Source organism: Methylobacterium sp. ARG-1 (assembly GCF_001262595.1).
GTDB lineage: Bacteria > Pseudomonadota > Alphaproteobacteria > Rhizobiales > Beijerinckiaceae > Methylobacterium > Methylobacterium brachiatum.
The window spans coordinates 50,803-67,011 of sequence record NZ_LHCD01000033.1 but is presented as its reverse complement, the minus strand read 5'-3'; the positions used below and the strand labels follow the sequence as shown (position 1 = coordinate 67,011).

Here is a 16,209-nt window from a genome sequence, read left to right as displayed (position 1 = left end):
GGTTCTCGCCGATGTCGCGATAGGTGCGCAGCGCGATGTCCTTCCAGCCCTTGGCGGGGATCTCGGCCGGATGGCTGGCGCCCCGGCCGCGATCCGCCTCGGTCCGGGCCACCGCCTCGGCCTCGCGGCCCTCGTGCGTGGGCGACGGCTTGCGCGCCGACGAGCCCGCGAAGCTGGATTGCGCCCCCGGATCCGCCCGCCGTCCGGTCGGCGCGGCTGCCCGGCGCGGGAACGCGACCAGGCCGACGAGCGCGGTGGCGAGGGCCAGGGTCCAGACCGTCGAAGCCTGCCCCCCGGAGTCGCGGGCCGCGTTGCGGTCTGGATCGGGAGAAGCCATCGGTACGCCTCGACACGGGTTCGCGAAAAACGTCTTCGAACCGGCCCCCGACGGGTTGCCGATCCGACAGGCAACGCCGCGACGCGCAGACCGGTTCGCGGCCCGGGTGCAATCCGCTGCGGTTCCGGCGCCCGGTGCCGCGGATTGCTTGTATTGGGCCGGTTTCATCTTCGGCGCGGCCTGTTCTAACCCATGTTGGGGCGTAGGCCGCTTGGGCGCGCCACAAGCGTTCTCGACGGGCGCGACCAGCCCGTTCGGCGACGCCCGGACCTTATGCCCGACATCGAAGGCCGCACCCTGCTCGATCCGTCCCACGATATCCGGCACGGCCTGCCGGAAGCGATCCGCACGCACCTCGGAACGCTGCTCGGCCTTACCTACGATCAGGTCGGCCCGGCCCCGGGGGCCACATCGGATCGCTTCGCCGACCTGCTGGCGCGCCTGGACGCCGCGCTCACCCGCGGCGACGACGCGCGCGACGCGGCGTTCCGCGCCGGCCTGCTGAAGGTGGTGCCGGCCCTGCACCGCTTCGCGGTGTCGCTGACCCGCGACCCGGCCGCGGCGGACGACCTCGTTCAGGACACGCTGCTGCGCGGCTGGCGCGGGCGCGCCGGCTTCACCCCCGGGTCGAACCTGGAAGCGTGGCTGTTCACGATCCTGCGCAACGTGTTCTACAGCCAGCACCGCAAGCACGGCCGCGAGATTCCTGATACCGACGGCAGCTATGCCGAACGGCTGACCAGCGTGCCGGAGCAGGGCGGCCATCTCGATCTGCAGGACGTGCGCGCCGCCCTCGACCGGCTCGCGCCGGTGATGCGCGAGGCGCTGGTCCTCGTGGCGATCGAGAACCTCAGCTACGAGGAGGCCGCCGCCGTCATGAAGTGCCAGATCGGCACCGTGAAAAGCCGCGTCTGGCGCGCCCGGGAGCAGCTCGCCCGGATGCTCGGCTATACCGGGGCCGAGATCGGCAGCGACGGGGTGATGCTGTCGGTGACCGGCACCTCCGCCTGACGGAGGCCGGAGGATTTCCACCGCCGAATACCCCTATCTCCTGCGCTTCCCTCTGTATTCGCCAACAAATTTGACTTAAGTGAAGGCGCCCGGGCTGATTCCTGGGCGACATAGGGCGAGTTGGGTCGATCCGTCGTCCTGGCTCAGCTCCCGTCGGTGTGACATCCCCCCGATCCACCGACGGGAGCCCCTTCCGGGGCGCGCCCGTCAGCGCGCGGTGTCGTCGCCCCGGTCCGCGTCAAGCTGCTGCAGCAGCTCCGCCAATCTTGGATCCAGCGCCTCGTCGATCACCGGATCATAGAGCGCCTGCAGCTGGCGGCCGAGCCGCATCCGCGTCTGCGCGTCGAGGACCGGAGCGCCGGCGGCGATCGGGAAGACCCGCAGGGGGGTGGAGGCGGTCCCGGGCGCGGATCTCGGGGCGGCGCGCTGATGATCGGGTTGTGGCATGCTGCCTACATCGGCCCGGAGGGGCGCGACGGCAACCACCCAGCGCCAGGAAGTCTCAGGCCTCGCCCGATTCTACGCATCGTCCTCGGGCGCGAACACCTCGCCCTGCTCGGCCAGCATGGTGTCGGCCTCGTCGCGGGCCAGCACCTCCGGATCGGCCCGGCCGAGCGCCCGGGCCAGCGCCCGCTCCCAATCCGGCGGCAGCGGACGGCCCTCGGCGGCCAGGATCGCGGCGGTCCGGTCGCGCAGCCGCGCCCAGGCCTCCGCATCCAGGCCAGCGACCGCGCTGCCGAGGCTGAGCTCGGCTGCGGCGCGCGCGGCGGCGTTCGTGGCGGCGTCGGCCCAGGTGGGCGGGGCCGGGGTGTTTGTCGCGGCGGGTTCGGTCGTGACGGGTTCGGTCGTGACGGGTTCGGTCATGGCGGCCTCGCGCGGGGACTCGGGTCCGCCATCCGACATAGGGCTCGCGCGCCGGAGGTCAGCGCAGCCCGTGACGGGCGATCTCCTCCGGCACCAGCTCGGCCGCGTCCTGGCGCGCCAGGATGGCGTCGAGGCCGACCGGGCGGTCGTCCCAGGCGTCGACGCCGACATCGCAGGAGCGGCTGGTATCGGGCAGCCAGCCATGGCTGTGCCCGTAGAGATGGCGGGTCTCCCGCCACAGGCCGGGCCAGGCCCGGTGCGCGTAGTGCGACAGGAACAGGCGGTGCTCCCGGCCCTGCGCGTCCGGAGCCGAGATCCGGGCGCTGTCGACGGGCGGCTCCGCCCAGGGCAGGTCGAGGACGCGGTTCGAATCGTGGTTGCCGCGAACCAGGCGCTTGATGCCGTTGAGCTCGGCAAACAGCTCCGCGCAGCGGGCGCGGCTCGCCCCCGCGGCGAAGTCGCCGAGATGCCAGACCGCGTCGTCCGGCCCGACCACGGCGTTCCAGCCGGCGACCAGGGCGGCGTCATGCGCCTCGAGGCTGCCGTAGCGCGCCTGACGGTGGCGGAGGATGTGCGAGTCGCCGAAATGCGTGTCCGCGGTGAAGAAGATCGCCATGCCGTGAGATGTCGCCGTTCAAGCCCGTCACCGCATCCGGCGCCGAGGCGAGGTGGATCGGGGCCGGCGCCGAGCAAGCCCGGCGCGGCATCGTGCCCGCAACCGGCGGGGATCGCGACCGGCGCACCCGCGGGGCCCCGAGGCCGCACCCGATTGCCCCGCGCGCGACCGGGCCTCTATCTTCGTCGCGATGCTCGATCCCACAGCCTACGCGCACCTTCTGGACGCCGCCCGCGCGCATCCGCCCCTGGAGGCTGCGATCCGGCAGCTCGGCCCGCTCCGGATCGATCCGCCGCCGCAGGCCTGTCTGGCCGACCGGCTGTTCGTCGAGGTCGTGAACCAGCAGCTCTCCACCCGGGCCGCGGCGGCGATCTGGGCCCGGATCGAGGCCGCCGCGGCGGCGGCCGGTTCGAGCCCGCGCGGGCTGTTCGAGACCGGCGACCCGGCGCTGCTGCGGGCCTGCGGCATCTCGGGCAACAAGGTCCGCGCCCTCCAGGCGATCGTCGCCGCCGAGGCGGCGGGCCTGCTCGGCCCCGACCTCGCCCAGCTGCCGCATGCGGAGCGCGCCGCGATCCTGTGCGGCATCCGGGGCGTCGGCCCCTGGACCGCCGACATGGTCGGCATCTTCCATTTCCACGACCCGGACATCTGGCCCGAGGGCGACGTGGCGGCGGTGGGCTGCCTGCGCCGGCTCACCGGCGGCACCGACACGCGCAGCCTGGCGGCCCCCTTCGCGCCCTACCGCTCGATCCTCGCCCGCTACCTGTGGCGCATCAAGGACGCTGCCCCGGCCGAGCCCCCGACCCGCCGCGCACCCCGCCCCCGGCGCCCCCGCGCCGCGACGAAATCCGGGTGACGGCCGCCCCCCGATCGGCTATCCGTTCCGCGGGCGCAGGGCCTGTAGCTCAATGGTTAGAGCCGACCGCTCATAACGGTCTGGTTGCAGGTTCGAGTCCTGCCGGGCCCACCATTCGTTTTGCAGGGTGCTGGTTTCGCTCGGGCATTTCGGCCTGACCCCGCACCCGACGCGCGTCGCCTCGCACGGCGTCAGCCCAGCCTCCCGAAGCCGCGGGCCGGATCATCTGCGACGCTGAGACCGCCTCCGCCCGGGGGCGATCACGGGGCTGGGACGTTTCCCCGAAGCCCGCACCGCGTTCCGGTCGTGCCCCGCCTCTTCCATCGTGCCAGAGGCACGGGGACCGGCCCTGCAAACCCTGAGCGCTGATCCGATGAGTTCCGACCTGACCGTCTACTACGATGGCGGCTGCCCGCTCTGCCGGGCCGAGATCGGCCACTATCGCCAATGCCGCGGGGCCGAGCGGATCGCCTTCGTCGATGTCGGGCGCACCGCGCCGGAGGTCGGTCTCGGTCCGGATCTCGACCGGGCCGACGCGCTGCGACGCTTCCACGTGCGGGGCGCCGACGGCCAGCTCGTGTCGGGTGCCGCAGCGTTCGCCCGTCTGTGGCGTATCCTGCCGCATTGGCGCTGGCTCGGCCGCCTCCTCGACCTGCGCGTCTTCGGGCTGCGGCCTCTCCTGCCACTGGCCGAGGCGGCCTATCGGCTGTCGCTGCCCTTACGGCCACGCCTGGCACGGCTGATCGCTCGCCGGCACCGCTGAGTCGGCAACCTCTACCAACGTCTGAGAAGAATCGCACCGAGGACACGTCTTGGATCACCAGGTGCCTGCGCCTGATGTCCCGTGACCTGTCGCTGCGGTTCGTTGTGTATGAACAGGCTCAGCGCTGGCAGAGGCCGGCTGCTTCCGGCACCCGGCCGGGGATCTGCGCCGTGGTACCGCGCCTGGCTCCGGACAGCCCGGCCCAGCCAGCAGCGGCCATGCTCGACAGCCGGGCCGTGCGTTCCCCGCCCGGGAGTGGCGAGCGGGCCGGTTATGACCGAGCCAGACGCAGGCAGGGCTCCAAGCCGCACATCGCGGTGGACATACTCGGCGGCCTCTCAGCGCCTGTTTGAGCGCCTCTGGCAGCCGTCCCCATCTGTCTCGTGTGACAACACAACTTCCGCCTGGCGGGGCGGAGTGGAGAGCAGATGTGGGCGGACCGACATCGGACGCGTCATGAGACACGCCTGAGAGACATGGTGCTCCAGGCGAGCCTAGACGAGGTGGCCCGCGTCCTGGAGCGTGCCGATCCGCCAAGCAGTCCCGATGCAACTCCGGCGCGCCAGGTTCTGGCGGGGATCGCTTGGCACCTGCGGGCGGGCGGCGGGTGGCGGGCTCTGCCGACCAGCTTTCCGCCCTGGCGCACGGTCTACGGGTGGTTCCGGCGCTAGATCGACAAGGGTCTGTTTGCGGCGCTGATGCGCTCTCTGGCTCGCCGCCAGCGACGGCGCTGCGGACGTCGAACGGGGCCACGGCTGGCGATTGTCGATACGCATCCTTCGACAAGCTCAGGATGAGGGCGTCACGTGCATCGGCGTGCGCGGGCCACGCGGGCCGCGCGGCTACGATGGAGCCAAGAAGCTGGTCGGGCGCAAGCGCGTGGCCTTGGTCGATGCCGAGGACCACGTCCTGGCGCTGGTCGTCGTACCGGCCAATGTACAGGATCGCGACACGCTGCCGGCGCTAAATGACGGCAAGGAGCAGTGGCCCAGCCTGCGCTTGGCCATCTTCGACGGCGCCTTCATGGCCGAGCGCTGCCAAGACTGGTGCAGCATCCACGGCATGCATCACCGCGTCGTCGAGAAGCAGCCGAACCAGAAGGGCTTTGTCGTGCTGGAGCGGCGTTGGGTCGTGGAACGGACCTTCGGCTGGCTCAGCCACTGGGGCGGTCCACTGCGCGAGCGGGCCGGCCGCCTCGATGTCGCCACGGGTCGTCTCGCCTGCGTTGCCAGCCTCATGGCCGCCAACGCCCTCAACAATCCGCATTAGGATGACGCCCTCAAACAGGCTCTCAGCGCCGCAGGTCACGCCGGCCGGCCCAGCCGATCGGGCAGAGGCGAGATCGCATTCGTGGATGAGAGCTACACCGGCGGAAAGCCGGCCGCGGCAGTGCGCGAAGATGGATCGAACTGAGAGTGGTGAAACCGCTTGAGGCCGAGCGCGGACCACATCCTGCGTGAGTTGAGGGACGCGCTGCTACCCCATCGCTGAGGAGGCGATCCTTCTCCAAGTTCAGGATGGAGGCTCTTTGCCTGGACTACCCGCAACCACAGGCTAGACAGAGACGACAAACCCCTCCGCCGGTACTGTGACCGACTCGCACATCGCCGTCTTCGTCTGCGCCCTGCTCAAGCAGGCCGTTCGACGGATTACAAGTTCCTAACAATCTTTAGTCAGACCCAACCGAATCCGGGATCCGTCAATCCGCCTTTACCGAGATTGAATCAAACCAAAACGCGACGCCGATCGAGGGGCAATGATGAACGCTGTTTCTCCAGACCCGACCGAGCAACTCTATCGGGCGCTCTGAAATGGGTCGCTTCTTCACTGCTTGACGTATTCCTCCGCCACGAGCCTGCGCAGGCCCGTTTCGAGATCGATGCGCGGCCGCCAAGCGGTCCGGTCGAGGAAGCGCGTCGAGTCGAGCATCTTGTAGGGTGCCCCCTGGAACGAACCGGGCGGGCTCACCAGGGGGACGGACCAATCGAGGGCGGCCAGGGCAGCCCGTGCCACCGCCTCGACGGTGACGGGCGTGTTGGCAGCGCAGTTGAGGATCTCGTTGTCGAACGCCAGGTCGGCCGCGAGGATCGCGTCGACTTGGTCGTCGACGTACAGCACCTCGCGGACGGTCTGCGGGTTGCCCCAGACCTCGAACTGCTGCGCGCCCGCCGCCTTCTCCCGCACGGCCCGGTCGAGCAGGGCGCCGACGAAGTGGCTGCGGTCGTCGGCCTTGTTGTCGTGCGGACCGTACAGGGTCGCCAGCACGCAGTGCAGGAAGCTCAGACCATACTGGTGCGCGTAGGCCGCCGAGCCCGTCGCCAGGACCTGCTTGGCGAGCCCGTAGCCGATCACCGACGGGTGCGTGGGTCCCTGTCCGAAGCGCGCTTCGGGGAGCGGCTCCGCCGATTCCGGATAGGTGCAGGACGAGCCCGTGGAGACGAGCTTGGCCTGCGGTTGGTACAGGCGCCACCCTTCGAGGACGTTGAGGTGAATCTTGGCGTTGATCGCCAGGAGCTCGCCCTGGATGTCGTACTGCAACGCGCCGGTGCGCTGGCGGGTCACCACGTGGAAGATGCGGCCCGCCGGGGGCGCCGCGCGCAGCGCACGCTCGACATTCGCCCAGTCGGAGAGGTCACCCGCCGCGCGTCCGATGCCCACGACCTCGCGGCCCTCGGCCCGGAGCCGCGGGACGAGGTTGCGCCCGAGGAAGCCGTCGGCCCCGATGACGATGTCGTGCTCAGGCATGGTGAGCCCCGTCGCGATAGGCCTCGCGATACCACGCAATCGTCGGCCGCAGCCCGTCCGCGAGTCCCGTGAAGCTCGACAGCCCGAAGCGCTCCCGCAGCCGCCGGTTGGTCGAGCGGCGGGCGAGCACGCCGTGAGTCGCCGTGTCGGGGGCGTGCACAGGCCGGTCCTCCCCGGCCACCTCCAGGATGGTTCGGGCGAGGTCGAGCAGGGTCGTGGTCTCGCCGCGGCAGAGGTTGAGCGCGTCGCTCGTCTCCCGCATCTCCAGGGAGCGGGTGAACACGTCGACGACGTCGCCGACGTAGATGAAGTCGCGCTCGACCAGCGGGTTGCCCTTGATCTCGAAGCGCTCTCCCGGTGCCAGCGCGCGCATCACGAAGGCCGGCAGGACGTGCGCCTTGCGCGGATCCGTCGAGTCGTGGGGACCGTAGGGGTTGCTCAGGCGGAAGCTGATCGTGTGGATGCCGTAGCGCTCGGCGTGGAGGTCGGCGATCACCTCGGACCAGCGCTTCGACCAGGCGTAGAAGGCCTCGTTCCGGTTGGGCGGCGCGTTGAGGTCGACAGCCTGCGCGTCGTCGAGGGGATCGCAGGCCGCCGGGTAGACCGCGACGCTCGAGGCCGCGCGCACCTCGCGGATGCCCTTCGTCAGGCAGAACCGGTAGAGGCGGTTGGCGATCTCGGCGTTGCCGGTGAGCAGGTCGCTCTGCGCCGTCTCGAACTTGTCGGCGTCGTAGCGCTGCGCGGCGACGTTGACGACGATCGCGTCGGCGGGGACCGACAGTGCCTCCAGGGCGTCGAAGCGCGCGGCCTCGGTCGCCCTCGACACCGACTGGCCGGAAGGGCTGACCGCGATCAGCCGCGGCACGCGGCCGGCGAGATGCGCGACGAGGTTGCGGCCGACGAAGCCGGACGCACCGACGACGACGACGGTGTCGGGCAACGCGGACAAGGGGAGGGCGGCCACGCTCAGACCGCCTTCGGCAGGTCGGCGGCGGTGATCACCTTGAGTTCCGGCACCGGAACGATGAAGGCGCCGCCGTTCTCGAGGTAGCGGCGCTCGCGCGCCAGGAACTCGTCGATGAAGTTCCAGGCGAGCACCAGGTAGGCGTCGGGCGCGGGCACGCTGCCCTCCTCGACGATCGGGATGCGGGCGCCGGGGATCAGGCGGCCGAACTTCAGCGGATTCTTCTCGGCCGCGTACTGGACCAGCCGCGGGCCGATGCCGAAGGCGTTGAGCAGCGTCGCGCCCTTGGCCGGGGCGCCGTAGGCGTGGACCGTCTTCCCCTCGGCGTGCATGCGCTCCAGCAGGTCGAGCAGCGCCGCCTGCAGGCGGCGGACGTTCTCGGCGAAGCCGACATAGGTCTCGAACTTGCCGTAGCCGCGGGCCTCCTCGTCGGCGCGCATGCGCTTGACCGCGTCGCTGACCGGATGGGCGCCGGGGAAGCCGACATGCGCCTCGAGGGAACCGCCATGGACCGGGACGACGCTGACATCGAAGACTTCGAGACCGTGGCGCGCGAAGAGCTGCTCCAGGGAGCGCAGCGTGTAGTAGCACAGGTGCTCGTGATAGATCTGATCGAAGGCGGTATTCTCGATCATGCCGCCCAGATAGATCGCCTGCACGACGAAAACGCCGTCCGGCTTGAGCAGCGTGACGATGCCTTTCACGACGCTGTGCAGTTCCTCCAGGTGGAAGAAGACGCCGGCGGCGGTGATCAGGCTCGCCGGACCGTCCTGGGCGCGGACGAGTTCCGCGGTTTCCGCATTGAAGAAACGGTTCACGGTCGGCACGCCCGCGGCGCGGGCCAGTTCCACGACGTTGGAGGCGGGCTCGACGCCGCAGCGGCGCAGGCCGAAGGGCTCGTACTGCCGCAGCCACGTGCCGTCGTTGCTGCCGATGTCGACGACGAGGTCCTGAGGCCCGAGGCCGTACCGCTCCACGAGCCGGGCCGCGGTCTGGCGGAAATGCTCGACCAGCGTCTTCGTTGTCCCCGAGACGTAGGGATAGTCGCTGAACATGCTCTCTTTCGGGATCGTGTGATCGATCTGGACGAGCGTGCAATCGTGGCAGAAGCCGGCGCGCAGGGAGAAATGCGGCTCGCGCCGGCCGGCGCGTTCCGGCGGAATCAGGCGGTTGCAGTGCGGCTGATCGGTCAGGTCGAGGAACAGCTCGACATCGCGTCCATCGCAGACGCGGCATGCCATGGCGAGTTTCGTTCCTGTCATTGTAAAACCTGTAACCATCCGTGATGCAGCGATTTACGAGCAAGAGGCGCTTAACGGCGGACGTTGAACAGCGCAACTAACGCCGCACGCGGGATGAACCAATGTCAAAATACATCATATCTTACATAATCGACAGTTATTACGCGCCAAATACACTCTAAATCCCTCGTAATAAGCAAAATATCATGGCATTCGGCGATAAAAATCTTGCCGCAGAATCAAATCTACGGATAGAAATCCCGTTTTTGACAAAGAGTATATGGAATCAAATATAATTTTTTCTTGATGTATATCCGAAGCAACGTGTTACAGCAGGTTCGATTGACGCATGAAGGCGAGCAGGTCATCGGCGACGAAATGATGCACGGCGAGCCCCGCCGCTCGACCCGCGGCAAGATCTGATTCCTGATCGCCGACCAGGAAACTCCGCGCTCGATCGATCTCCCAATGGGTCATCAAGTCGAGGATCATGCCAGGTTTCGGTTTACGCCACGCGTGGACCGCCTTGTAGGTCTCGACGGTCCCGTCGGGGTGATAGGGGCAGAACCGCAGGTCGTCGAAATGCGCGCCCACCGCGTTCAATTCATCCTGCATCCACCCCGTCAGGGCGGCGAGATCCGCTTCCGTGTAAAAGCCGCGGGCGATCCCGGCCTGATTCGTAATAATGAACACGAAAAAGCCGGCGTCGTTCAAGCCGCGGATGGTTTCACGGGCGCCGTCTATCCAGTCAAACCTGTCGATTGAACCGACATAGCGATGATCGTGATTGAGAACGCCGTCACGATCCAGGAATGCCGCGGCCCTCCGTCGGCGGGCCGGAATCTCCGTCTGAGCCCGAGCATAACTCTCAGGCACGCCGATATCGAGGAAATAGCCGTCGTAGGCCCGGCCGAAGACGCGTCCCTCGGCGACCAGCCCGGGCAACACGTCCTGCTCCAGGGAGCAGGAGGCAGGCAGGCCCGTCAGGGCATCGCGGCGCACGAGATAAACCCCCGCATTGACGAGACCAGGGCCGGGGGCGGGCGGCCGTTGCAGGAACGCCGTGATCCGCGCCCCCTCAAGGACGGCCACGCCGTAGCGCGACGCGTCCGGGACCCGCCGGAGCGAGAGGATCATCGCCGCATCCGAATGGCAGGATGCGGCGAGCGTGAGGGAGAGGAGATTGAAATCGAACCAGGAATCGCCGTTCAGGAGAAGGAACGTTTCCTGCGCCTCGGCGAGAGCATGAACAACCGCCCCGCCAGTCCCGGCCTGCTCCGGCTCGATCGAGACCCGCAGCGTCATGCCGAAGCGGCGGGCGATCGGGTTGTCGGCGGCGTAGCTGCGGATCTTCTCGCTGTAGAACGACGCCAGCAACACGACGTCGGTGAATCCGTGACGACCCAGTTCAAACAGAAGCACGTCCAGGAACGGCTCGCCAGCCACGGGCAGGAGCGGCTTGGGGGCCGCCGCCGTTAAAGCGCCGAGGCGGGTGCCGAAGCCCCCACACAGGATCATCGCTTGCCTGACTGCGCCCGGCCTAGCATCCACCGCCCTGGTCATAGTCGGCCCCTCACTTCTCCGCATTGCGCGGGAACAGGTTTTGCTCGACGAGACCGCAGACGATATGCGCGGCGGTTATGTGAACCTGTTGGATCAGGGGGGTCGCATCCGACGGCGCGTGCAGGCACAAGTCGGCCCGCTCCGGCATCGATCCTCCCGTCGCGCCCGTGAAAGCGACGATTCGAACGCCAATCGCACGAGCGGCATCTATCGCCCTCAGCACGCTCGGCGAGCGCCCGGACGTGGAAAGCGCGAGTAAGACGTCGCCCGGACGGCCGAGAGCCAGAACCTGCCGCTCGAACACGTGTTCGTAGCCGTAATCGTTGCCGATCGCGGTAATCACGGAGGTGTCCGTCGTCAGCGCTATCGCCGCGGCGGGTGGGCGATCGTAGTTGAGCCGCGAGACGAACTCGCCCGCGATGTGCTGTGCGTCGCCGGCACTCCCGCCGTTGCCGATCGTCAGGAGTTTCCCGCCGCCGCGCAAGGAGGCGGTGACGAGATCGGCAATCTCGAGCACCGTCGCGTGGAAGCGCCGATCATCGAGGGCATCCTGGAAGGTGTCCCGGGTTTTCGTAAGGAAATTGACGATCGGGCTCATGATTACCTCGAGACGCTACCCGTTCAAGCCAGCGAGAGACAGGCTTCATGGCGCAGCGTTCAGTGATCCTCGTTTCTTCACAGATTAAACGTTGGCGAACCGAGAATTGCGGATCATCCGGAAGCCCTTGATCAGCTCCTTGATACCTCGATCGAGATCGAAATCGGGGAACCAGCCGGTCGCCTCCAGCTTCTCGTTGGACACGATGTAGTCGCGCTTGTCCGGATCCTCGCCGATCGGGGCCTCGACGTAGACGAAGTTCGGAACGTGCGCCTTGATGCGCTCGCAGAGCTCCAGCTTCGACAGGTTCGCGCTCGACAGGCCGAGATTGTACGCCTCGCCACGCATCCGGCCGTGATTGTCCATCGCGTGAATAAAGCCTTTGGCGACGTCGCGGATGTGGATGTAGTTGCGCTTGAAATGCCCTTCGAAGACGAGGAGCGCTCGATCGGTCACGGCGCGATGCGTGAAATCGTTGACGAGGAGATCAAGCCGCATGCGCGGTGCCATGCCGAACACCGTCGCGAGCCGCAGGCTGACGCCGCGCCCGCTGTCGAGCACGGCCTTCTCGGCTTCCACCTTGGTGGTGCCGTAGAGCGAGATCGGTCGTAGCGGCGACTCCTCGGTGCAGAACTTGCCGGTCTCACCGACGCCGTAGCCCGAGTTGGTCGTCGGATAGACAATCACCTGCTTGCCACCCGCCCGCTGAACCAGCGCGACGACGGCATCCCGGTTCAGTGTGGTAGCGCCGATCGCGTCTTCCTTGCACAACGGTGCTCCGACCAGCGCCGCAAGCGGGATGAGGACATCGTGCTTCGGCACCAGGTCGTCCAGAATCCGCGTATCGCGCGCGTCACCCTTGATGGGCTCGAACCCATCGTAGAGACAGGCCGCGGACAGATCCGGAGTTCCTGACTTGAATGTGTCCAAGACCGTGACGTGGTGCCCGCGTTCCAGCAATATCGGCACCAGGATCGTGCCGATATAGCCTGCGCCGCCAGTGATCAGAATGCGCATCGTGACGTCTCATCTCATTCAGTCAGTGATGATTTGAAGCTAAGCCGCTCCATGAACAGGCGGCTACCGGCTTTGGCAGTAAATCAGGGTCGAACCATCGACGTCGACGCTGATCGGGATGACCGAGAGAGGGGCAACCCGTTCGGCTAGGCCGGGAATCCGCTCTGGATCGACCAAGGCAAGGAAAAAGCCGCCGCCCCCAGCACCGCACAGCTTCGCTCCATAAGCACCCGAGGCGACGATCGTCTCGAACAGATCGTCGAGAACAGTGTTGGAGACATCCGGCGAAAGCGTCCGCTTGATCTTCCACGACGCTGAGAGCATCTCGCCGAGCTGCGTGAGCCAGCCCGGAGTTCCGCATTCCAACAGGGAGACGCATTCCGCCACAAGGCGGTAGAGCTCGGACAATTCCCTGTCGATGGCCCGGGTCCGCGTTACGGCAATCTGCGCGGCGACAGTTGTCGTCGCACGGCGCGCGATACCGGTATGCACGAGCACCATTGAAGCGTTGAGTTGCCGCAGCGTTGCAGAGGTCATCTGAAGGGGGGATATTCGGATCGCGGAGCCGCTGAAGTCGAACCGATTTATACCTCCGAAGGCTGCGTGAAGCTGGTCTTGCACGCCGACATTCTCACATAAGATATCGCGTTCGACTTCAATTGCTTTTTTCGACAACTCGATTTTCGTCGGCTTTTGTCCGAGCAGCGCATACACCGTCCGCAGAAACCCTACGGTGAATGCAGACGATGACCCCAATCCGCTGCCCGCCGCCGGCAGATCTGAAATCACGCTGACATCGAGGCGATGGCTGACACCAAAATGCCTCAAGACCTCCCGAACGACTGGGTGCTCTATCTCGAAAATATTTTGACAGCGCTCCAGCTTGGAGTAGCTGAGTCTGTAATTATAGTCCTGGCATCCGACTAGATCCAAAGCAGCTATGATAATATACTTGTCGATCGCCATGCCGACGACTGCGCCCGGCTCACGCTCAAAATACTCCGGGTAGTCCGTCCCACCACCGAATAAACTAACCCGCAGCGGCGTGCGCGTGACCGTGAGCATTACAGCAAATCCATTTTCCGCAATTAGTTTTGATGTCTCGAAGTTTTATATTTATGAATCAGCCCAGATCTTCGATATGCTGGTGATCGGCCATAACATCCACTGGATCGATGCGCCAGGCCCATTGAAAGATATTTTATGATCAATAAAACGACCAATATTATGCCAAAACATTGCAATAAACGCGGGGATATTTCATTCTGATGTGGTATTATTATTTTTTAAGTACCGGAATTACGGGATATCCTTAGAATAAATATTTGTCACACTTTATTGCAATCGGCATGATGGTTAAGATTATGCATTGACCGGCTATGGATCGACCACTGCTCACCGAAAAACACTCGGACGAGATTGCCCCGCCGCTGCAACTACTACGTTGCTGTTCGGGGGCGGGCACCATCCGACCAAAAACCGGGCGGTGCTGGCCAGCGTTCTGCTCGTGCTCCGCCCTAGTCTGCCCAAGGGCGATGCTGTTGACCCGCGCACCGGCGGTGGTGCTCTTCGACGGACTGATGGCCAGAGCGCATAACTGTGCCACGTTCGCCCATTGCTCCACGACGCTACACCCCGCTGAGCGCGAGGTTTTCGGGCATCCTGAGCCCTGACGGAGGAAGGATGCCCGGCCTCCGTCCGGTCAAACCTGCCATCCTCGGCCCGTCATTCAGAGGGCCAACGGCGCCTGATCCAAACCGGGCCAGCCGTCATGCGGTCTCGATCCGGATCGCGAATCCCGACACCCCATCGCCGCAGCTCAGATCGAGGCACATCAGCCCTCACGGCCAACGGAGCAAACCTCGCGTCGATGACGGGCGGCTCATCAGCGGCATCCTGCGCGTGCTGAAGCCCGGGGGTAGAATACGTCGTCCGCCTACGGTCGACACATGCGCATCGCGCTGCATTCGCCGCCGGGTCAAGCCTCACCACGGACCGTTGCACCGGCGCATTTGTCAAAGTCGTTGCCGCCCGACGACACAAGACGCATCGGATATGGCCTAATCTGGCACCTCCCATAAGGCGGATGCGCACAGCATGGCCAGCAAGCATTTCGTTCACCCCACCCCACACCCAAAAGCGACCATCAGGCTCGGCGGCTTCGACGTTCCCTGCGTGATCCTGGCATCCGACGAGGGCAGCGCCCATGTGCGCGTGATCACGGCCGGCGGGATTCCGGAGCATCTGACGATCGTTCGTGCGGGCGAAATGCTGCGGGCGCGGGTCGCGATCCGCAAACAGGGCCCGCTGGGTCTGGATCTCTGGCTTGACCTGCAGGGCGCGCGAGACGCACAGGCCGCTTAGAGGCGGGTCGCCTACGGCGCTGCGTCGAGGATCGATCCTCAGAGGAGTCGAAGCCGTCACATGAGCTCGGTCCTGTCGCCGGCCTGGCCCCGGCCCGATCCCCTCCGGGTCTCGGAGACTTCCGAATGACGACGAATCCCGTCCGGGACATCGACACCCGATACATCCGCCAGATCCAGCAGCAGCAGATCGAGCTGGCGCTGATCAAGGCGGAGCGCGACACGGCCGTGCGGGACCGCGATGCGGCCCGGGCCCGTTCCGAGGCGATGGCCAAACTGGTCGAGGCCTTGTTGGCAAGCCTGCGGCCCTACGGATTCAGCCGCAAGCGTTTCGTGTTCGCCATTCGCCGAGCGGCGCGCACCGTCCCGGACCGCGAGCCGGATTCGCTCCAGCACGCCGTCCTGTTCGAGGGCTCGAACAGGATTCTCGGGGGCCCGTCCCCCGGTGGCGCACGTCTTTAGAGCGCCCCCGAACGCCGCATCGGTCTCATGCAGAAGGTGGAACACAGGGCCATGGATGTCGAGCTCCTGACGGTGTTCAACGCCTTGATCGATCTGAGGAACAACCTGGACGACAAGCCTCATCTCCTGGGATCCGAGATCGAATTCCTGGCCTTCGCCACGAAGATGGCCCCGTATTCCAACGCGCAGCTGCTGCAGGACCTGTGGGTCCTGTACGAGCTGAAGGAGAAGCGGAACGGCTATTTCGTCGAGTTCGGCGCCTGCGACGGCATCAGCCTCAGCAACACGCTCCTGCTCGAGAAGACCTTCGGCTGGCAGGGCGCCCTCGCGGAGCCGGCCCGGGCCTGGCACGCCGCGCTGTACGCGAACAGAACCTGCTACATCTCCGACAAATGCGTCTACAAGACCGACGGGGTCGAGGTCCTGTTCAACGAGGTCGATATCGGCGAGCTGTCGGGCATGAACGACCTGGTGGAAGGCGATTTCCACGCGCAGTTCCGCCAGGAGGGCCGGCAATATCCGGTGCGGACGATCTCGCTGGAGCGCTTCCTCGCGGAGGCCTGCGCGCCCAAGCGGATCGACTACATGAGCATCGACGTGGAAGGCGGCGAGTTCGACGTGCTGAACAGCTTCGATTTCACCCGCCACGACATCGCGCTGATCAGCGTCGAGCACAACTTTTCGGACAGTCGCGAGAAGATCCACGCGCTGCTGACCGGCCTGGGCTACCGCCGCCGGTTCAGGCAATTGTCCCTGTTCGACGATTGGTACGCGCGGCCCGATCTCGTGACCGCCGGCGCTTGAGGGGC

Annotated in this window: 17 protein-coding genes, 1 tRNA gene and 2 pseudogenes; 9 read left to right on the top strand and 11 right to left on the bottom strand. The window is 66.4% G+C overall.

The window, feature by feature from the left end; all coding sequences use genetic code 11:
• A pseudogene (locus AKJ13_RS23995) lies at window positions 1-337 on the bottom strand (hypothetical protein); the annotation flags it as partial.
• Between the two features lie 273 nt (window positions 338-610).
• Between AKJ13_RS23995 and AKJ13_RS23990 the strand changes: the two are divergent.
• On the top strand, window positions 611-1,348 hold the full coding sequence (locus tag AKJ13_RS23990; RefSeq protein ID WP_007559256.1) for a sigma-70 family RNA polymerase sigma factor: 738 nt from the start codon (window positions 611-613) through the stop codon (window positions 1,346-1,348).
• Between the two features lie 207 nt (window positions 1,349-1,555).
• Here the strand turns inward: AKJ13_RS23990 and AKJ13_RS23985 are convergent, their stop codons facing one another.
• The 3 genes from AKJ13_RS23985 to AKJ13_RS23975 all read right to left on the bottom strand — a co-directional run bounded on the left by AKJ13_RS23985 (window position 1,556) and on the right by AKJ13_RS23975 (window position 2,828).
• A complete protein-coding gene (locus AKJ13_RS23985) occupies window positions 1,556-1,795 on the bottom strand; it encodes a hypothetical protein (RefSeq protein ID WP_050735626.1) in 240 nt (79 codons plus the stop codon).
• A gap of 72 nt (window positions 1,796-1,867) precedes the next feature.
• Window positions 1,868-2,212 carry a hypothetical protein gene (locus AKJ13_RS23980; protein WP_050735631.1) on the bottom strand — a complete coding sequence of 115 codons (345 nt, stop codon included), beginning with the start codon at window positions 2,210-2,212 and terminating at the stop codon, window positions 1,868-1,870.
• Between the two features lie 58 nt (window positions 2,213-2,270).
• On the bottom strand, window positions 2,271-2,828 hold the full coding sequence (locus tag AKJ13_RS23975; protein ID WP_050735625.1) for a metallophosphoesterase: 558 nt from the start codon (window positions 2,826-2,828) through the stop codon (window positions 2,271-2,273).
• Between the two features lie 190 nt (window positions 2,829-3,018).
• Between AKJ13_RS23975 and AKJ13_RS23970 the strand changes: the two genes are divergently transcribed.
• The 5 genes and pseudogenes from AKJ13_RS23970 (at window position 3,019) to AKJ13_RS23955 (ending at window position 5,716) form a co-directional block, all read left to right on the top strand.
• The gene (locus AKJ13_RS23970; protein WP_050735624.1) at window positions 3,019-3,684 is read left to right on the top strand and encodes a Fe-S cluster assembly protein HesB; all 666 of its coding nucleotides are present in this window, start codon (window positions 3,019-3,021) and stop codon (window positions 3,682-3,684) included.
• A 38-nt stretch (window positions 3,685-3,722) separates the two neighbouring features.
• Window positions 3,723-3,798: transfer RNA gene (locus AKJ13_RS23965), tRNA-Ile, on the top strand.
• A gap of 259 nt (window positions 3,799-4,057) precedes the next feature.
• Window positions 4,058-4,447, top strand: coding sequence for a DUF393 domain-containing protein (locus AKJ13_RS23960; RefSeq protein ID WP_050735623.1), 390 nt, complete (start codon window positions 4,058-4,060; stop codon window positions 4,445-4,447).
• 203 nt (window positions 4,448-4,650) lie between these two features.
• A pseudogene (locus tag AKJ13_RS32830) lies at window positions 4,651-4,779 on the top strand (IS5/IS1182 family transposase); the annotation flags it as partial.
• 484 nt (window positions 4,780-5,263) lie between these two features.
• Entirely contained in the window at window positions 5,264-5,716 is a 453-nt protein-coding gene (locus AKJ13_RS23955; RefSeq protein WP_050735622.1) for an IS5/IS1182 family transposase, read from the top strand.
• Window positions 5,717-6,271: 555 nt separating this feature from the next.
• Here the strand turns inward: AKJ13_RS23955 and AKJ13_RS23950 are convergent.
• The 7 genes from AKJ13_RS23950 to AKJ13_RS23920 form a co-directional block, all read right to left on the bottom strand.
• The gene (locus AKJ13_RS23950) at window positions 6,272-7,192 is read right to left on the bottom strand and encodes an NAD-dependent epimerase/dehydratase family protein (protein ID WP_050735621.1); all 921 of its coding nucleotides are present in this window, start codon (window positions 7,190-7,192) and stop codon (window positions 6,272-6,274) included.
• Window positions 7,185-8,156 (bottom strand): NAD(P)-dependent oxidoreductase, encoded by a 972-nt coding sequence (locus tag AKJ13_RS23945; RefSeq protein WP_050735620.1) that lies wholly within the window; start codon window positions 8,154-8,156, stop codon window positions 7,185-7,187. Before AKJ13_RS23945 ends, AKJ13_RS23950 begins: the two co-directional genes overlap by 8 nt.
• Window positions 8,157-8,158: 2 nt before the next feature.
• Window positions 8,159-9,418, bottom strand: a complete 1,260-nt coding sequence (locus AKJ13_RS23940; RefSeq protein ID WP_244471707.1) for a class I SAM-dependent methyltransferase — start codon at window positions 9,416-9,418, stop codon at window positions 8,159-8,161.
• Between the two features lie 306 nt (window positions 9,419-9,724).
• On the bottom strand, window positions 9,725-10,915 hold the full coding sequence (locus AKJ13_RS23935) for an HAD-IIIA family hydrolase (RefSeq protein ID WP_244471706.1): 1,191 nt from the start codon (window positions 10,913-10,915) through the stop codon (window positions 9,725-9,727).
• Between the two features lie 55 nt (window positions 10,916-10,970).
• The gene (locus AKJ13_RS23930; RefSeq protein WP_050735617.1) at window positions 10,971-11,558 is read right to left on the bottom strand and encodes a D-sedoheptulose 7-phosphate isomerase; all 588 of its coding nucleotides are present in this window, start codon (window positions 11,556-11,558) and stop codon (window positions 10,971-10,973) included.
• Between the two features lie 84 nt (window positions 11,559-11,642).
• Window positions 11,643-12,575, bottom strand: a complete 933-nt coding sequence (locus tag AKJ13_RS23925; RefSeq protein WP_050735616.1) for an NAD(P)-dependent oxidoreductase — start codon at window positions 12,573-12,575, stop codon at window positions 11,643-11,645.
• Between the two features lie 63 nt (window positions 12,576-12,638).
• Window positions 12,639-13,640: a GHMP kinase gene (locus tag AKJ13_RS23920; protein WP_050735615.1), complete on the bottom strand. Its 1,002-nt coding sequence runs from the start codon at window positions 13,638-13,640 to the stop codon at window positions 12,639-12,641.
• Between the two features lie 1,032 nt (window positions 13,641-14,672).
• On the opposite strand from AKJ13_RS23920, the gene AKJ13_RS23915 reads away from it, so the two are divergent.
• From AKJ13_RS23915 to AKJ13_RS23905, 3 genes are all read left to right on the top strand, one after another.
• The gene (locus AKJ13_RS23915; protein ID WP_050735614.1) at window positions 14,673-14,939 is read left to right on the top strand and encodes a hypothetical protein; all 267 of its coding nucleotides are present in this window, start codon (window positions 14,673-14,675) and stop codon (window positions 14,937-14,939) included.
• 125 nt (window positions 14,940-15,064) lie between these two features.
• Window positions 15,065-15,400, top strand: a complete 336-nt coding sequence (locus AKJ13_RS23910; protein WP_050735613.1) for a hypothetical protein — start codon at window positions 15,065-15,067, stop codon at window positions 15,398-15,400.
• A gap of 51 nt (window positions 15,401-15,451) precedes the next feature.
• Entirely contained in the window at window positions 15,452-16,204 is a 753-nt protein-coding gene (locus tag AKJ13_RS23905) for an FkbM family methyltransferase (protein ID WP_050735612.1), read from the top strand.
• The last annotated feature ends 5 nt before the right edge of the window (window positions 16,205-16,209 follow it).

Bases quoted from the DNA above. Each gene is read 5' to 3' on its own strand.
- AKJ13_RS23985 (WP_050735626.1), bottom strand. From the start codon at position 1,795: ATGCCACAACCCGATCATCAGCGCGCCGCCCCGAGATCCGCGCCCGGG.
- AKJ13_RS23930 (WP_050735617.1), bottom strand. From the start codon at position 11,558: ATGAGCCCGATCGTCAATTTCCTTACGAAAACCCGGGACACCTTCCAG.
- AKJ13_RS23980 (WP_050735631.1), bottom strand. From the start codon at position 2,212: ATGACCGAACCCGTCACGACCGAACCCGTCACGACCGAACCCGCCGCG.
- AKJ13_RS23925 (WP_050735616.1), bottom strand. From the start codon at position 12,575: ATGCGCATTCTGATCACTGGCGGCGCAGGCTATATCGGCACGATCCTG.
- AKJ13_RS23975 (WP_050735625.1), bottom strand. From the start codon at position 2,828: ATGGCGATCTTCTTCACCGCGGACACGCATTTCGGCGACTCGCACATC.
- AKJ13_RS23910 (WP_050735613.1), top strand. From the start codon at position 15,065: ATGACGACGAATCCCGTCCGGGACATCGACACCCGATACATCCGCCAG.
- AKJ13_RS23905 (WP_050735612.1), top strand. From the start codon at position 15,452: ATGGATGTCGAGCTCCTGACGGTGTTCAACGCCTTGATCGATCTGAGG.
- AKJ13_RS23950 (WP_050735621.1), bottom strand. From the start codon at position 7,192: ATGCCTGAGCACGACATCGTCATCGGGGCCGACGGCTTCCTCGGGCGC.
- AKJ13_RS23935 (WP_244471706.1), bottom strand. From the start codon at position 10,915: ATGATCCTGTGTGGGGGCTTCGGCACCCGCCTCGGCGCTTTAACGGCG.
- AKJ13_RS23960 (WP_050735623.1), top strand. From the start codon at position 4,058: ATGAGTTCCGACCTGACCGTCTACTACGATGGCGGCTGCCCGCTCTGC.
- AKJ13_RS23920 (WP_050735615.1), bottom strand. From the start codon at position 13,640: ATGCTCACGGTCACGCGCACGCCGCTGCGGGTTAGTTTATTCGGTGGT.
- AKJ13_RS23940 (WP_244471707.1), bottom strand. From the start codon at position 9,418: ATGACAGGAACGAAACTCGCCATGGCATGCCGCGTCTGCGATGGACGC.
- AKJ13_RS23990 (WP_007559256.1), top strand. From the start codon at position 611: ATGCCCGACATCGAAGGCCGCACCCTGCTCGATCCGTCCCACGATATC.
- AKJ13_RS23970 (WP_050735624.1), top strand. From the start codon at position 3,019: ATGCTCGATCCCACAGCCTACGCGCACCTTCTGGACGCCGCCCGCGCG.
- AKJ13_RS23915 (WP_050735614.1), top strand. From the start codon at position 14,673: ATGGCCAGCAAGCATTTCGTTCACCCCACCCCACACCCAAAAGCGACC.